13 protein-coding genes are annotated in these 17,218 nt (G+C 42.4%); 3 read left to right on the top strand and 10 right to left on the bottom strand.

Features of this window, described 5'->3' with window-relative positions:
• Window positions 1-57: 57 nt before the first annotated feature.
• The 4 genes from IPP74_07455 to IPP74_07440 form a co-directional block, all read right to left on the bottom strand.
• Window positions 58-2,502, bottom strand: a complete 2,445-nt coding sequence (locus tag IPP74_07455) for a DUF4347 domain-containing protein (GenBank protein ID MBL0319110.1) — start codon at window positions 2,500-2,502, stop codon at window positions 58-60.
• A 104-nt stretch (window positions 2,503-2,606) separates the two neighbouring features.
• The gene (locus IPP74_07450; protein MBL0319109.1) at window positions 2,607-3,839 is read right to left on the bottom strand and encodes a hypothetical protein; all 1,233 of its coding nucleotides are present in this window, start codon (window positions 3,837-3,839) and stop codon (window positions 2,607-2,609) included.
• Window positions 3,840-3,901: 62 nt separating this feature from the next.
• On the bottom strand, window positions 3,902-4,642 hold the full coding sequence (locus IPP74_07445) for a gamma-glutamyl-gamma-aminobutyrate hydrolase family protein (protein MBL0319108.1): 741 nt from the start codon (window positions 4,640-4,642) through the stop codon (window positions 3,902-3,904).
• Between the two features lie 23 nt (window positions 4,643-4,665).
• A complete protein-coding gene (locus tag IPP74_07440) occupies window positions 4,666-5,652 on the bottom strand; it encodes a hypothetical protein (protein ID MBL0319107.1) in 987 nt (328 codons plus the stop codon).
• 128 nt (window positions 5,653-5,780) lie between these two features.
• Here IPP74_07440 and IPP74_07435 point away from each other — a divergent pair, with 128 nt between their 5' ends.
• Window positions 5,781-6,977, top strand: a complete 1,197-nt coding sequence (locus IPP74_07435) for a spore maturation protein (GenBank protein MBL0319106.1) — start codon at window positions 5,781-5,783, stop codon at window positions 6,975-6,977.
• 74 nt (window positions 6,978-7,051) lie between these two features.
• Here the strand turns inward: IPP74_07435 and IPP74_07430 are convergent, their stop codons facing one another.
• Window positions 7,052-8,875: a hypothetical protein gene (locus tag IPP74_07430; GenBank protein ID MBL0319105.1), complete on the bottom strand. Its 1,824-nt coding sequence runs from the start codon at window positions 8,873-8,875 to the stop codon at window positions 7,052-7,054.
• Window positions 8,876-9,184: 309 nt separating this feature from the next.
• Here IPP74_07430 and IPP74_07425 point away from each other — a divergent pair, with 309 nt between their 5' ends.
• Window positions 9,185-9,325, top strand: a complete 141-nt coding sequence (locus IPP74_07425; protein ID MBL0319104.1) for a hypothetical protein — start codon at window positions 9,185-9,187, stop codon at window positions 9,323-9,325.
• 308 nt (window positions 9,326-9,633) lie between these two features.
• Here IPP74_07425 and IPP74_07420 read toward each other — a convergent pair whose 3' ends face one another.
• From IPP74_07420 to IPP74_07400, 5 genes are all read right to left on the bottom strand, one after another.
• Window positions 9,634-10,131, bottom strand: coding sequence for a glycine zipper 2TM domain-containing protein (locus IPP74_07420; GenBank protein MBL0319103.1), 498 nt, complete (start codon window positions 10,129-10,131; stop codon window positions 9,634-9,636).
• Between the two features lie 237 nt (window positions 10,132-10,368).
• Window positions 10,369-11,742 carry a HAMP domain-containing histidine kinase gene (locus IPP74_07415; protein MBL0319102.1) on the bottom strand — a complete coding sequence of 458 codons (1,374 nt, stop codon included), beginning with the start codon at window positions 11,740-11,742 and terminating at the stop codon, window positions 10,369-10,371.
• Window positions 11,714-12,382, bottom strand: coding sequence for a response regulator transcription factor (locus IPP74_07410; protein MBL0319101.1), 669 nt, complete (start codon window positions 12,380-12,382; stop codon window positions 11,714-11,716). Before IPP74_07410 ends, IPP74_07415 begins: the two co-directional genes overlap by 29 nt.
• A 9-nt stretch (window positions 12,383-12,391) precedes the next feature.
• Entirely contained in the window at window positions 12,392-12,784 is a 393-nt protein-coding gene (locus tag IPP74_07405; protein ID MBL0319100.1) for a hypothetical protein, read from the bottom strand.
• Between the two features lie 54 nt (window positions 12,785-12,838).
• Window positions 12,839-13,429 (bottom strand): NAD(P)H-dependent oxidoreductase, encoded by a 591-nt coding sequence (locus IPP74_07400; GenBank protein ID MBL0319099.1) that lies wholly within the window; start codon window positions 13,427-13,429, stop codon window positions 12,839-12,841.
• Window positions 13,430-13,468: 39 nt separating this feature from the next.
• Here IPP74_07400 and IPP74_07395 point away from each other — a divergent pair, with 39 nt between their 5' ends.
• Entirely contained in the window at window positions 13,469-17,098 is a 3,630-nt protein-coding gene (locus tag IPP74_07395) for a bifunctional proline dehydrogenase/L-glutamate gamma-semialdehyde dehydrogenase (protein MBL0319098.1), read from the top strand.
• The last annotated feature ends 120 nt before the right edge of the window (window positions 17,099-17,218 follow it).

Raw genomic sequence — 17,218 nt, 5'->3', positions numbered from 1 at the left:
GCATCATTGACTGCATTGACGGTCACTGTGAATGTTTGGGTGGTCGTCGTCGTGCCATCACTGACATTGAGGGTAATCGTATACGCCACTTGCATTCGCTGCTGGTACAAAATTGATGGTGCGGTTAGCGCCACTGCCGCCAAACGTTATATTTCCGTTGGGAATTAACGCCGTGTTAGAACTGGTGGCTGTCAGCACCAAACTTGTGGATGCGGTTTCAACATCCGATATCGTAAATGCCACATTGTTCAATGCAGTGTCTTCATTGGTGGTTTGATTGGCAATGGTACTCAACGTGGGAGCATCATTGACTGCATTGACGGTCACTGTGAATGTTTGGGTGGTGGTCGTCGTGCCATCACTGACATTGAGGGTAATCGTGGCTACGCCACTTGCATTCGCTGCTGGTACAAAATTGATGGTGCGGTTAGCGCCACTGCCGCCAAACGTTATATTTCCGTTGGGGATTAAGGTTTGATCCGAACTGGTGGCTGTTAATACCAAGCTGGTTGAGGCAGTCTCAACATCGGAAATGGTGAAGGCAACGTTGTTCAATGCAGTGTCTTCATTGGTAGTTTGATTCGCGATCGTACTCAACGTCGGCGCATCATTCACTGCATTGACCGTAACGACGAATGTATCAGAACGTGTATTAACACCATCACTAACAGTAACGGTGATCGTTGAGGTTCCATTAGCATTAGCGGCGGGAGTAAGGCTTAATGTCCTATTAATACCACTACCTCCAACAGTAATATTCCCATTAGGTATTAAGGATGTATTGGACGAAGAAGTCGTAATCGTTAATGTTGACTCATTTCCATCAAAATCTCTTAGCGTAAATGGGACATTCGATAATGAGTTATCCTCATTTATAGTCTGATTAGGTATGTCTGAGATCAATGCTGCTGTTGACGCCCCCCATTTATCAACGAGATAATCATGAAATGTGTCTAGCTGAGCAGTATTGAATGCCATTCCATTTGTTATGAATACTTCGCCTATTTTTCCCGTAAAGTAATTTATTCCTGTATTTCCTGTAGTTGCACCTCCAGTAAAGGTCGCAAAAGTGATCGGATCTCTGCCTGTTCCTTGCATAGCACCTAAATCAGCGGAATCAGCTCCTGATAAATCAGGCATTGTTGTAATACCTGATATGCTACCTTTCAACTCTCCATTTAGGTATGCTGACCACGTTCCTGCTGTGCTATCTTGTACAGCTGTCAATGCATATGTTGTACCTGTACTAATTGCACCTAAATCTATGGAATAATTATTAGTATTTGATTCATATGCATATGCATATAAATGTCCATTTTGAATACAGAACACATACCCATCCGAAGAGGATGAGCTTTGGTAGATAACCTGGAGCCCAGCAACGGTATTTCCTGTTTGTATAACAAACGCAAACGTTCTATCTGCACTAGCCGCACTTAAACTAAAAGAAGCCGTATCCATGTGATCACTGCCACTAAAGTTAACTCCTCCTATTCCTCCAAAAGCAGTTGTACTATAAGTCGGTTTTTGGGAAGAAGTCGTTTGCGTAAAATGATTTGCCATTGAGCTTCTATCAACCCAATTTGATACATTGCTTCCATTCGTAGGATTATTTGTATAATTCCCATCTGCATTAAGATCGGTAGCATCTAAATGCAGGGCTGAATTTGCCCCTGCAACGGTAACTGGATCATAGACAAGTGTCGTGTCAAATGCTTCCAGAACGGAATAATCATAAGCTAGATGAGCTTCAATTGTACCCGTATGCTGCTCCAGAACCCAGTCTCCTCCCAATCGATGGGCACCAGTAATATTTTCTGAGGCGGCAATGTCTGCACCGGTTAAATCGGCCAGCTTATCAACCAATTGATGCCCTGTTTCACCTTGCGCAACATCGCAACCATAGATTAAAATATCTGCATCTTCTGTTAATGCCCCACTCCAACTACTGATCATTTGTTGGAATTCAGCCAAATTTTCATTGGATAAAACCGTACTACCCAATACCAATTCTCCAGCATTACCGTGCGAAATAATATGCACTGAATCAACATCATGCAACGAATTGAGAATAGAGGTGATTTGGCTTACACCATCACTATGACTATCTAGAATAAAAACTTCCTGGTCGGGCCTGGCATTTTGTACCAGTTGTTCATATCCCTCCACCCCCGAATCGATAATGATAATCTCATGGTGCTGATCAAGTCCACTTCCTGTAACGGGTGGAATAAAATCTTTAAATAAATGAACCGTCTCCGATGAACTTTGTTCCATCGAATTATGCGATGTTTCTACATAGTGATGCGCTAATATATCGTGGTTAGCATCTTCGTTTCCTGAAGGGTGCTGACTATCTGTTGCTTGATCATGTGCAGCGGTTGGTTGAACCACGGTTTCCACCATTGTTTCTGCAACTACCGCTACACCAGCAGCGTCCATCATGAATCGTTGCTCAAGCGCACGCATAATCAATTTTGGAGCTTTTGGTTTTGATGGCATGGGATTTCCTTTTCGCAATAAAAATATCACTGTCCATCATTGGTAACGAAAGGAGTTTAAAAAACACTTAACTGGAAATTTTTCGCAAACATCATGAGCGACGATTAAACGGTCTCACACAAGGACAATACATCAACGACATTACCCTTCTTCATATTTTTACCTTCTTTATCGATCGCTATAAGTCCATTGCTTCTGGTAAGTGCGGATATTAAAGGCATCGTGCTGAAATTTTGCGGAGTCACTGACCACGATTGATCTCCTTCTTTGCTAAAATGCGCATGGATAAATTCTTTGTGCCAATCATGTTCATTGATATCATCTGTCAGTGTTGCTTTCACCGTTGCGAATATTTGATCAATACCCATCATCATCGAAATCGCCGGCTTTAAAATTAAAAACATTTTTATTACTGCAAACGATAATGTTGCAGGCAATGCCAGCACTGAAACCTGATTATAGGTGCCGGCAATGACCGACTCCTGTTCCCCAAGCCGAATAAAGTATGCCTCAAGATCAGCTCCTTGCTGTATGAGAATATCCCAAAAAGGATTAGCCTGGGACATATCATATTTTAAAGAAAAAAGACTTCCTGCCATCACCACACAATCCACCTGATTAACCAAATGATTGAGATCTGCTACCACTTCCGTTAACGCTTGTTTTGAATGGATAATATGGGTGATATCACCTAACATGACTGGTATACCGCCACATTCTTGAATAAAGGAAAACAATGTTATGGCCAAGGATGTCGACAGTTTAAATGGGCTATGTAATTCACCCAAAATCTTTGCATCACCAACCATTATGCCAATGCGTGGCTTCTTATATACCGGAATCCATGGCAACTGTAATAAGGAAAGCAACGAGATATGCTGTGGCTTGATAATGGTCCCACGTTTAAGAGCGCAATAACCTTCATACATATCGCTTCCTGCAAACGTAATATTAAGATTATCAATAATCGTATCAAACAGATGAATATAACCGTGGTCTTCAAATACATTGTTTATATGAAGCACTACGTCGGCATCCTGTGGCAAAGGAGAGCCCGTATAAACCCTAACCGCATAACCTGGTTTAACTTTGCATTTTTCTTCATCATGCTTCGTTGGTTCATGGATTTTAAGAGAAACTGGAAATTTGAGAATATCCTCAGCCCTTACTGCATATCCATCCACCGCCGAAAGATGCACAGGAGGCAAGATATGAGGCGAGAAGACATCTTCTGCCAATACCCGCCCAGAGGCATTCAACACCGTAATATATTCAACTGGCTGTTGTTTGATAAACAACCTCAGTCTTTCATGAATTTCGTGTATGCTGAAAAACATGGCCTTCCATTATGATTTATCTTTTCTAAAACTGAAGATGTCAGATAAACCATAAAAAAGGGTTAACGTACCTTAACCTCCTTGGCTGCCTCTACCAGACGTTGAAACAATTTAAAATGCGGATTATTGTCATTTCCAAAAAATTCTGGATGCCATTGGACACCGATGGCAAATTGCTTATCTTTCATTTCAATAGCTTCAATAACACCATCGGTTGCCGTTGCGCTAATAACAACTTCAGCAGGAACGGTAACAACGCCTTCCCGATGCGATGTGTTCACCCCAAATTCTAAAGATTCAACGATATTGGCCAACAACGTCCCAGTAACGATCTTCACGTTATGTCCTACTTCGTGACGGGGTTTTGCATCACGATGATCAATGTGTGTCCCAGTAAAACGCATGACGTCTGATGTTAATTTACAGCCAAGCAAGCCGGCCATAATTTGCATACCGGCACAAATGCCTAAGAAAGGCTTATCGTTTTGCATCGCTTTGCTGATAATGGCTTTTTCAAATTCCAGCCTTGGTGACGATAAATAAGGTGATTTTTCCTGAATGCTTACATACCAGGTTGGATCCAACGCAAAATCGCCCCCAGGAAAAATAAAGCCATCCATATAATCGATATACTGATTGATAACATCAGGCTCAAAAGGGATGGCGACAGGAACCCCACCGGCTTTGACGACCATTTGAAAATAATGCTCACGCATCACAAAATAAGGATAAGGAGAGTAATCTCCGTTCTCCTGCCAGTTAAGGGTAACACCGATCAATGGTTTAGTCTTGGTCTTATGCATAAAAGAACGTCAATAAATTAAACTTAATCTACTGATTCTAACTCTTTTGTTGGTTTGGCAAAAGTCTTTTTCACGGAAGGAGAGTGAGGGACGTCTAAGGCAACCGGCTCCACCGAGATAACTGGCTGATTGACCCTGAGCAATTCACGTTCTACAGCTTGTTCCTTCCGTTTTTTTTGCATAAAGAGCCAGGCGCATAATGCCACATAATAACCCGCAATCGACATTGTGTAATAACCAAAGGCAATCGCGTGATTGGTTGATCCAATTAACAGGATAAAAGGGTAACGCTCCATTTTCGCATACCATTTAAATAATGTGCCCCCAAATTGAAGTGGGTGACGAACTTTTCCCTGCATCTGATCAAATTGAAAGAGTTCCAGGCTAGTCTCTAAAAATCCATCCTGTTTTATCGTATCATACCATTGTGACGATAACAGCAGTCGTCGCTTATAATCCACTAACATCACTTCAGACGCAGTTTCTGTCAGTAAAGGCCTCATAGCACTCAATAAAGAATCAACCGGGATAAATGATACCACAATACCAGTCTGCTGATGATATCGCTTATCATGGACAGCAATAGCCAGCGGAACCATGAGCTCACCCTCATGGTTAGGCCTCATCAATTTCCCAATGGTCAAGGTATAAGGATATTGTGCGGCAGCTTGAATGATCGTAAATAAATCGACCATATCAAAATTATTCCTCCCCTTTAAGCGTGTGATGGTATCGCCCTGAATCCAGAATTGATCAGCGCCGGTCAAATCAATCGGACTCAAGGAACCTTCAAGACGGCCATTAGCAAACCGTAATAATTGATACTCATTTTTTTCTATCAATGCCCCAAATGCGGTAACGATGGCCTGGGAAGAGTACTGCTGCGCCTTCTCGTATTTTTGGTGCTGCCAATGAAAATGCGCATAAGCACCAATAAGCGGCAACACAATAAAAAGTGCAAGAATAGCGGCCTTAACGATCAACCCTCTATTATTATCATATTGATTCATAATGATTTCCTTTGAAATAGTCTTATAACACAGATTCCTGTAATTGCCAACTCTATTAGGTATGTCTATACTGACACCATACAGATGGAGGGAACGTGATTAATGGTATTTGGTTGAGTATTTTTTTGATGGGAATCCTTACGGGCTCCTACCAATTTATTTTTATGGGACATGACGCTATTTTAAGCCAGTTGGTCAATGCCCTGTTTGATGCTGCCAAATCTGGGGTTGAGATTACCATCGGCCTGCTTGGCATTTTATGCCTATGGCTTGGGTTATTAAATATTGCCAAAGAAGCCGGTATGGTTGATTGGCTTGCCAGGCGCTTGACTCCTCTTTTTCGTACACTTATGCCAGAAATTCCTGAAGGTCACCCCGCCATCGGTGCCATGGCCCTTAATTTTGCCGCCAATATCTTAGGCCTTGATAATGCTGCCACGCCTATGGGACTTAAAGCCATGAAAGAACTGCAAACATTAAACCCCAACAAAGAGCGCGCAACCAACGCCCAAATTATGTTTCTGGTGATTAATGCTTCCTCTATTACCTTGTTGCCAGTCTCCATTTTTATGTTTCGCGCCCAGCAAGGCGCTTCGGATCCCACCAGCGTTTTCATACCTATATTGTTGGCCACAACAGCTTCCACCTTAACAGGCATTCTCTCCACTGCACTCATGCAACGTATTTCGCTATTTAACAAATCCTTTCTGCTGTTCGTGGGCACTCTTGTGGGTATCATCGGTGGTTTGATTGTTTATCTGCATCACCTGCCATCTGCCGAAATGGTGCAGCAATCCAGTGTTATTGGTCATCTGATTTTGGTCGTGGTAATTACCACATTCCTGGTTACAGGATGGGCCAAAAAGGTTCCTGTCTACGAAACCTTTGTGGAGGGAGCCAAAGAAGGATTTCAGATTGCCATCACCATCCTCCCCTTCCTTATCGCTATGCTGGCTGCTATTGCGGTTTTCAGAGCTAGCGGAGCCCTGGATTTCCTACTGGATGGCATACGTTATCTCGTTGAGTTGGCCGGACTGGATAGTGATTTTATCCCCGCCTTGCCTACCGCCCTTATCAAACCTTTTAGCGGCAGTGGTGCGCGCGCCATGATGATAGAAACCATGCAGCATTATGGAGCCAATTCGTTCCCTGCTTTCGTCTCTTCGGTCATTCAGGGAAGCACCGAAACAACCCTCTACGTAGTGGCCCTCTATTATGGCTCAGTTGGCATTAAACAAGTCAGGCATACTATTGGCTGTGGCTTATTGGCCGATTTAGCAGGAGTTTTAGCCGGTATTTGGGTCAGTTATTGGTTTTTTGCTTAGAGATGTCTTTCTTAGAAACCAACCCCAGATAGCAATTCCTGTTTTTCGTTATAATAAAGCGGATGACCACCTGCTCACGGACGACTAATCTGGGGTGAATGGTTTACCATTAAACCAGTTTTACGCATAAAAGCATCTCGGCTTATTTCCCTAATTTCAGTTATTACTTTGCCTTCGGGGGTGATATAGGAAAATGGTTTTATCAGGCCGGAAAAGTTTTGCGCAGCTAGTTTAGAGAGGGCGTCAGGATCTCCAGAAATAAGTTTTTTATCCTTAGTGATCTGCAAATCCGCCAGCTGGGTGCGCCCAACGATTGCCTCCTTTATGTGAAGTTGATCACTGTCGGAAAGCAATGAAAATAGGATAAAAGGAGGGTTATAAATTCTATATTTCCATGGAGTATATTTCCATGGAGTAATAGTAGGTAACTCTGATCGGACAGGTTGAACACCCGGCTGGTGATGGCCAAAATCTTGGCGGGGCTCATTAATTGTCGGCTTTTTATTGCCAAAAACTACAGATTTTGCTGGCTCCTGACTGAACCCAAGGCCTGTAGGCGCAGGCGGAATGGCACGAGTAGGATTGCTCGCGCTCATTGTGTAAGAAGGCATTTTATCCCATTTTTTATGCCAGAGCAGGAGGGTTAAAATGAGAGCTAACTTGGTTCTTACAATTTCATTGAATGTTTTTAGATAATTTAGTTCATCCATAAAAAGCTGATAACATTGTGGCAATATTTGCTTTGTATATGTAAGGGCTTGCTGTTCTGTTATGCCATTGGGGAAGTTGGGTAAAGAGGGCCTGGATGTCTGGGCTAGATACTGGGGAATGCGTACTGGTAACTCAAAATATTTTTTTGCCTTATCTTCATACGTGCTTAAATTAAAACTATCTAAATGTTGTTTAAAAGGATAAAGCAAAGCGTTACTTTCATTGTCTAATTCAACTATTACATTAGATAAAAACGGAAACGGAACACGCATTGAAGGCATTGATCCTAGATTTGATTTGACCATATTGGCGTGAGGTGTCACGGCTTCCATTTCCTTAAGAATTGATTTATATGCCTCTTGTGAGCTTAAAATGGGTAATGGATGGCGGTTATCATTCTTTTGCCATTCAAAATAATGCCATAATTCGTGGATTAATGTACCTTTGATCTTTTCCGGTTCAGATATAAAGGAATGTTCGCTAGCAAAGACTGATATTGTGTTTTCAGGTCTATTGTAAATTCCCAATATATTACGTTTTTTAATGTCTCTTTCCGAATGAAATACAATATTTAGAGCATTTTTTTTGCTAATTGCTGTGTAAGCAGCAAATTCAAGCAAGTGGCATAACAGAGGATTTTGGTCAAGGACCGCCTGATAAATTGTCGGTATTTTTTGTCGGTAAGCTGGATTGATGGAGTAAGCATAGGTTCTGGGGAGCAACATATTGAGGACAAAATGTTTGCCGGTATCCGCTGGCTCCAGGGGCTTTTGCATGGCATCATTAATTTGTTTTTTATAATCCACCAGTTCTGAGGGAGGTGATTGCATTTCTTTCAGAAAACCCGTGACCTTGGATTCAGAACATCTCACTAATGGCACGTTGTTTTTTCTTAAGTACCATTCCATCTCCATTAAATGGAAAAGGGTAGAAATATATATTGTGGAAAGGAGTGACGTTTCATCAAGTGAGGAATCTAACGAACCTTCTTTAATTAGTACCCGAAGGGGGTCGTCGAATCTTATATGAGAAGAGTTGAATTCACTGTAATGCATTAACTGCTTTACTTCTATAGCTGATTCCAAAGGGAGGCTAAATCGTTCAGTAATGCGAAGTACTGCTTCCGGTTTTGGCGTAAGGGAATCAGACGTTAAAATAATATCCAGAGGGCTTTGATGGTCTTTCATAATGCGTGTTTTATAATATTTTTCTCTTAAAAATAACAATAATTGACAATTATTGCATTGCCGCTTATTAGAACAACACAAAAAAAATTACAGAATATTAAAATACCAAATAATTTTTATCATGCCAGTCATCATTGATATTTATCTATTATTTGTAGGTTATTTCATTAAAAATCTACATGACAATAAATCAAATGTCAATTATGTTCGCTTTTATGGGCATTTTCAACATTCTAAAAACTATGATTGGATGTTTTATAATACGTTGCCGCACTTCACATTTAAATGTGGCCTGTTGAAGAAAAAGTTTTGGCATTACAGGAACGAAAGCGTCAATTAGCTAATTCAATTTCTGATCCTGAAGCCGCACACGCATCCCGATTTACTGTAGATGACCTGCAGCCACTTTTTGCTCCCATTACAGCTGCTGCTAAGAAAATAGCGGCTTAAAGCGTCTGGCAATGCTGCTTCTTGAAGGTACCATTCCATTTTAGTCTACATTTCATTAGACTCATTTTCTCTCAGAGGTTTAACCCCCAAAAGAGCAGTTAAAGCATAGTGAGAGAGTCAGAAGTGATGAATATACGCTATGTTTAAGATAATGGACTCATATGCCACAAACGCCATCACCCCCAGACCAAGTGGGCTGAGGGTGATGGCATGTTGCAGTAGCGCAGAATAATCTTTATAAATCAATATATCGCTTATTCGACACGCGTACGTGTTTAGGGGAGTGGAGCATTAAGGTAATATTGACATTAGGATTGAACTTCCCAGGATCCATCAGGCATCCTGCAAGCCGTTCCATAACCAGATTGGACTTTACCACCAATTTGGATTTTTTGATTGAACTCACGGCAATATCTGCCCCCTTGTTCATAGGTTCGAACGGGAGTAATGGTTCCACTATGTCCAGAGTCGGGATTAGACCATGTAGAAGAAACACCAGTAGGGTTACTCTCAAAGGTTCTGGCAGATGTTTGTTGCAAATAAAGCTGGTCTGCACGGTCAAGTGATGCACCAACCTCATGTCCAACCACAGCACCCAGTAACGTACCTACCGCAATATTGGCAATACGCCCCTTGCCTTTACCGATGTTAGACCCAACAATAGCGCCTGTAGCCGCTCCTGCCAAACCACCGATAGTGGATTTAGTGCCTGCTGCCTGATAACCTCCGCCATAACCATTACCATTATAACCATAATTGGCTGTTGGAGCACACGCCGTAATGCCAAAGAGCACGATCACACTCATCAAAAACCAAATGCGTAAGGAGCAATTGATGATAAAAGTTTTGGACATAATTTCCTCATTTGTTAGGTTGTCATATATATATGCTATAAGCAGCATATAAACTTAATGTAACCTATAGGCCATGAAGGAGTCTTGAAGACAAAATTCATCGTTTATTCATATCAAGAAAAGACTGATAAAAACTTCGAAATAGGGATTTGATCCTGTCCAACAGTGTCCAAATTTCCATCCATTCGACTATTTTGCCTTTGGTAAGCTCACGACCACCTTCAATCCCCCTAGGCTAGAAGGCTCCAGGGTCATGGTCCCGTTATAAAGGGCTACTAAATCACGTGCAATCGGAAGTCCTATGCCATGGCCTGGTTTGCTTTCATCCAAACGTGTTCCTCTTTTGACAACTGTTTCATATTCTTCCTGTGGAATGCCGGGACCATCATCTTCACAACTAAAACAAATCATATCCTCCTGCGAAAATAAACGCACTTGCACCGATTGTTTGGCATATTTACAAGCATTTTCGATAATATTGCCTAGGAATTCATAGGCGTCTCCTTCATCACCGCGAAAGAAGCCTCGATCGTCAATAACCAGCTCTGCCTTTTTATCATAAATTTTTGCAAACCCCTGGGTTATCCTTTCAACAATACTAGCAATATCGGTTCGTGCGGTTAGGATATTGGCCGTACCTGCACTCTTGACCCGCGCCAGATTTCGGTCAATCAAAGCCAACATAATCTGGGCCTGCTCTTTGATGGTAAGTGCCAACTTCCCGTGACTCACTGCAGCTTCGGAGGAAATAACGGTTAGCGGTGTTTTCAGCGCATGCGACATGTTACTAGCAAAGGTACGATAGCGTTCAACCACCTCTTCACTGTAATCAAGCAACGTATTGACATGCTCAGCCAAAGGCTGAATCTCCGAAGGAAAAACATCAGGAAGCCTTGATAATTTTCCTGATTCAATATCTTCTAAACATTCTTGAATTTCCTGTAATGGCCTGCTTTGCAGACGAATTTGGATAAACGCCAGGATTAATAACAACACCGCAACTGGCACTAAAATAAAAACCAGGGCTTTATTGAAAATAGCCTTATCTTCATCCATAAATGCCTGGGCAATAGCCGATTGCATTCCAAATAAATACACCACTTCCTGCCGTCCTGGAAACATAATCGTCTTTTCAACAGCAGTGATCGATGTACCATATTTATCAATCACATTCACCCGTGTAATCTCACTTCCTGCACCCGACTTAACCTTAATCCAGTTTTTAAGATGAGACGATTTAATCAACGGCTTGCCATTAACCGTCACCTGCCAATAGCGCGGAATTGCACCAAAAAAGGCATCTCCTTTGTGAATATAAACCTTGCCATTGGCATCCAACATGGTTGAAGAAATTAATATATCGACATAGGCAAGCAACTGGTTATCAAGGCTTCTTTCTGCCGAACGATTAAACGCCCAGGTGATGGCAACGCCTCCAATACTCATCAACAATGTAATCCACAAAAAAGACAACAGCGACATGCGTGCCGCAAGGGATTTGCTTACATGCCCTACCTTAGGGGAAGGATCCGACTTATTCACCGCCTGGTTCTTTTGGAACATAATAACCCCGGTTCGTTTCAGTCATAATGATTTCATGGCCAATTTTCTTGCGGATATTGGCCACATGCCTGGCAATGATGCTCGAATCATTATCAAAATCTTCATAGGTATGATCAATCAATTCATTCAACGGCACTAATTTACCCTGGTTGATAAATAAATATTGGACAATCAAAAATTCGGTACGGGTCAATTTGGCTGGTACGCCATTGACGAATACCCTACCACTACGCATATCATAAGTAACATTTTTATAAACGGCCTGCGTTGCCCCCTGCCCCCTTGCTCTGCGAATGGTAGAACGGATTCTGGCCGCAACCTCCTCCATATCAAATGGTTTGGTGATATAATCATCGGCGCCCTGTTCTAAACCGCGAATCACTTCCATTTTACTGGTTCTTGCCGTAATGATTAAAACAGGGGTGGTGATTTTGGCTTTACGCCATTTTTCTAATATCGATACACCATCCATCGTAGGCAAACCAAGGTCTAATAAAATAGCATCATATTGTCCGGCCTCCCCTTCATAATGCCCTACTTCACCATCATTTTCGACATGCACGACAAAACCAGCTTCTCTCAGATAATCGCAAAGCTGTTCAGCGATGGTTTTATCATCCTCAACGATTAGTATCTTCATGCTCCCATCCTATTCTGTAACTGACATAACGCGACCCGAGAGGCCATCCACCACGACCAGGATCACTTTTCCCTGGCGTGTTAACACCTGTACCTGATAAAGGTTAACGTTATTCCACGTTCCATCGGTACCTTTACAAACCGTACCTAAAGCCTTTTTAGCCACCCCAGCGATCTTGATTGTCGTGGTATATTCTCGACAATTAGCTTCTGTTGCACTTGATTGAGGCACAACTCCCACCACCCTACCTTTAAATTGCTGCTGAATGGTTTCAATCACGCGTGGAGGTAAATTACTATTCGTATTTTCCTGAGCACTAACACTATCAATACCCAACATGGCCACCACCACCAAGGCAGTGAGCAAGCAAATACTTGAAAGATAATAAAGATAGGTTTTCATCTCTACACGATAGCACAGGAATCCTGAAGGACGAATGAATTTTGCCAATAGCCTCTAGTCAACCCATTTTTGGGTCCGTTCTGCCAATTGCTCCCCTAATGCCTCAACTGCCTGCTGAGCGTTGGCATCTTTCAATGTTCCGTCATCAGCAAAAGCCTCTGTGCATTTGCCGATAGCCCTTTGCTGGGGCAATACGGTTACGCCAAGATTACCTAATATCGATCGCACATGCACCAATCCACGTAACCCGCCTAGTGCACCAGGAGAGGCACTTATCAGCAATGCCAGTTTATTTTTAAACGCAGCTAAATCCTCTTCTCCCTTAACTGGACGGGAAACCCAGTCAATGGTATTCTTAAGAACACCAGTGATTGAGCTGTTATATTCCGGACATGCCAGCAACAATGCGTCATGTTGTTTAAACAGTGTTTTGAGTTCCATGGCCTTTGCCGGAATTCCGCTAGCATCTTCGATCTCTTGGTCGTAGAGTGGAAGAGGATAATCTTTTAAATCAATAACCGTGATTTCGGCTCCCGATTTTCTCACTCCACCCACGGCAATATTCAATAGTTTCTTATTCCACGAATCTTTACGCAGGCTTCCTGCAAATGCCAAAATCTTCACCATAAAAACACCCTCACTCATTCATTTATCGTTAACCATTCCCTTTCATACTATCAGCCTATGTCCGATAACACAAACGCCTTACCACACCTTCTTCAACATGCCCTTATCCAGGCTGAAACCTGGCAGAAAGCGGCTATGGAACAAGTCACAACCCACGAAAAAGAATCCCATCGAAGGATGGCGTATTTGGTTAAAAACAAATCCGACAAACAACAATTGATTCGTATCCTTGATCAAGCCTTCCGCTCTGAGGATCCCCTTCGCACCACCGACCAAATAGCCTTTCTACTGGGTAAATATGGAGTTCCCTCATTTTTAACATCATTTGAAAAATGTTTATGCCGCTTGTTTCAAGTCACGGGCAAATATGGAGCCAATTACAGCATTCCGTTAATGCGCTCTTATATATTAAAACTTGTTCAAGAATGGATTATCATCGACAAAGATGACAGGCTCATTGAAACATTAAAAGAATATCGAAAAGAACACATTACGACTAATATTAACCGTATTGGCGAAGCGCTCTTAGGAGAAAGAGAAGCCGCCTGCCGTTTTGAGAATTATATTGAAGACCTTAGAAATCCTTATATACCCTATATCTCAGTTAAAATTTCTACCCTGTTTTCACAGATAGACCCGCTTGCTTCAAGACATACATTAGCCATTCTTGATCAGCGTTTATGCCAGCTATATCGCGAAGCCATTACCAACACCTATACGTTTGCCAATGGCCAAACATCCCATAAATTTATCAACCTGGATATGGAAGAGTATCGTGATGCGCTACTAACAACCCAGCTGATGATGAAATCCCTTAAAAAATCTGAATTCCTAAACCTTAAAGCAGGCATTACTCTGCAAGCCTATTTACCCGACTTTAGTGCCCTTCAAGACGAGCTTCTCTCCTTTGCCTCCGCGCGGCGTGAACGTGGTGGGGTCCCACTTAAAATCCGTCTGGTAAAAGGGGCTAATTTAGAAATGGAACGCACCGAAAGCTCCATCCGCGAATGGGAACTAGCCCCCTTTGCAAGTAAGCGTGAAACAGATGCTCACTATAAACTCATGCTTCACAAAGCCCTGGATCCGGTAAATGCAAAGGCCGTCCACGTAGGGGTTGCCTCTCATAATATTTTTGACCTAGCCTATGCTTTTTGTCTAGCAAAAGAAAATAAGACCCTGGATTCCCTTTCATTTGAAATGCTCAGCGGCATGGCTCCACATGTGGGACGTGTTTTACAAAAAGAGGGACTGCCTCTCATTCTTTATTGCCCACTGGTTTATGAAAAAGATATCACTTCGGCGATTGCCTATCTGGTTCGCCGACTTGATGAAAACACATCACAAGGACATTTTCTGCGCGACTCTTTTATGCTTAAAGTTGGCTCCGATGCCTGGAATCAACAAAAAGAAGCCTTTATCGAGTCTCATACATTAGCCGCAGAATTGAACCCTCAACGCCACCGCCAGCAAAATCGTCAAAAAGAAGATGCATCCAATTACAAAGGCACTCTCGATATTTTTGTGAATGAAGCCGATACGGATTTTTCGTTACCATCCAACCAGGAATGGGCAAAACTCATTAAAGAAAAATGGTATAAACAAGATAGTAGCGATGTCATCAAAATACCCGTGGTGATAGCCGGCAAAGATATTTGGAATGAGCGTTACATTCATGATTGTTACGATATAAGTCAACCTTCTAGCACCATTATTATTGCTCAATATGCCCAGGCTATCAAAAATGATATTTATGAAGCCGTGATTGCAGCAAAACTAGATCTTGACGGCTGGCGATCACTTACTTCGGAAAATAGAAAAATTATCCTCGAACATGCTGCCAGGGAAATCAAACGTAAACGCGGTGATTTTATTGGAATTGCCGCCGCCTCAACGGGTAAAATGTTCAGGGAAATGGATATAGAAATTTCTGAAGCTATCGATTTTGCCATCTATTATCCCCGCACCGTCAGCGATATCGAAAAATTAGATAGTCTCCGTGTCAAAGGAAAAGGGGTCACCGTCGTTATTGCACCTTGGAATTTTCCACTTTCCATTCCAGCCGGCGGTGTTTTTGCAGCGCTTGCTGCCGGTAATACCGTCATTCTAAAACCCTCTTCCTATTCTGTTCCAGTCGCATGGATGTTCTGCCAATGTTTATGGCAAGCCGGAATTTCAAAAAATGTCCTGCAATTTGTGCCTTGCCGCGATAGCCGCCTGGCGACAGCCCTTGCAACCCACCCAGATGTTAGCAATGTTATTTTTACAGGCAGCACCCAAACAGCACGCCATATGTTACAGCAACATCATGATATAAGGTTAATAGCTGAAACGGGTGGAAAAAACAGTACCATCGTTACCGCCATGGCTGATGTAGATCAAGCCATAAAAAATGTTGTCCATTCCGCATTCAGTAACAGCGGGCAAAAATGTTCCGCCACATCATTATTAATTGTTGAACAATCTCTCTTCGATAATGAACATTTCGCCCGCCAATTATCTGATGCAGTGAGCAGTTTATCGGTTGGTTATCCTTGGGATTTTCAACATTTTATGGGCTCCTTGATCCGTCCTCCCGAAGAAAATTTACAGCGAGGCTTAAAACTAGATAACAAAGAATCATGGTTAGTCGAGCCAAAACAAATAGGGAGCGATCATCGCCTCTGGTCTCCAGGGATTAAATGGAATGTTGAACCTGGCAGTTTCACCCACATGAGCGAACTTTTTGGCCCGATTCTCAGCGTCATGCGTGCAACCAATTTGAAAGAAGCGATTGAATTCAGCAATAGTACTGGATACGGGCTCACTGCAGGCCTGGAAAGCCTTGACTCCCGTGAGCAGACGTATTGGCTAGACCATATTCAAGCCGGTAACCTGTACATCAATCGCTCCACCACGGGCGCTATTGTTCACCGCCAGCCTTTTGGCGGTACCAAGATGTCTAATTATGGCCCAGGATTCAAAACTGGTGGTCCGCATTATGTTATACCACTCATGGAATTAGAACAAAAATTAATAACCATTCAAAAACCCCTCATCATCCCTGCAAAACTTGTATCGATTATTAAAATGCTTGAAGAACAATGTGAGCATGCGTCGATTCTGCCTGAGGATGATCGAACCAAAAGTAACAAAGGCCATCTCCAACTGACACTCCAGGCAGCCTACAGTTATTGCTCAGCATACGATACACAGTTTGCCCGTCCTATGACGCTTGCTTCGTTAAGAGGCCAAGATAATGTCCTTAAATACCGACCTCTTGGACATATCATGGTACGCTTACATCGAGACGATAATGTATTTGAAACTATCGCTCGTCTTCTTGCTGCATTGGTAACTCACAATCAGGTAAGCATAAGCGCCCCTCCATTGATGGAAACGGTTCTCAATAATTGGTTTACACCACGTATTTGGAATCTTATCACCGGTGGTAAGGGTGTTATATATCAAACCGATGAGGACATCCAAATACAAATAAATACGATAAGCCGCATCCGTTATGCCCATCCTTCTCGTGTCCCCACTACCATGCGTGAAATAGCCGCCCGCCAGGGCATCTATATTGCCGATACACCACCGCTTGCCGAAGGCCGAGTAGAATTGCTTTATTATCTCCAGGAACAAGCCATTTCTATCAATTACCACCGCTATGGAAACATTGGATTGAGAGACGATTTGGTGGTCGAATAAACTACACGCATTTGAATATTTTCATTGCTGGTATATGGCAAGGATAGACCATTGCGGTGTCATACTGCTTATAAAAGGTGTTGTTCATCTAAATGGTAGATCGCGATCACAAAACCTATC

This window comes from Alphaproteobacteria bacterium (assembly GCA_016722515.1).
Taxonomy (GTDB): Bacteria; Pseudomonadota; Alphaproteobacteria; order Rickettsiales; family JADKJE01; genus JADKJE01.
This window is presented reverse-complemented; position numbering and strand designations above follow the sequence as displayed.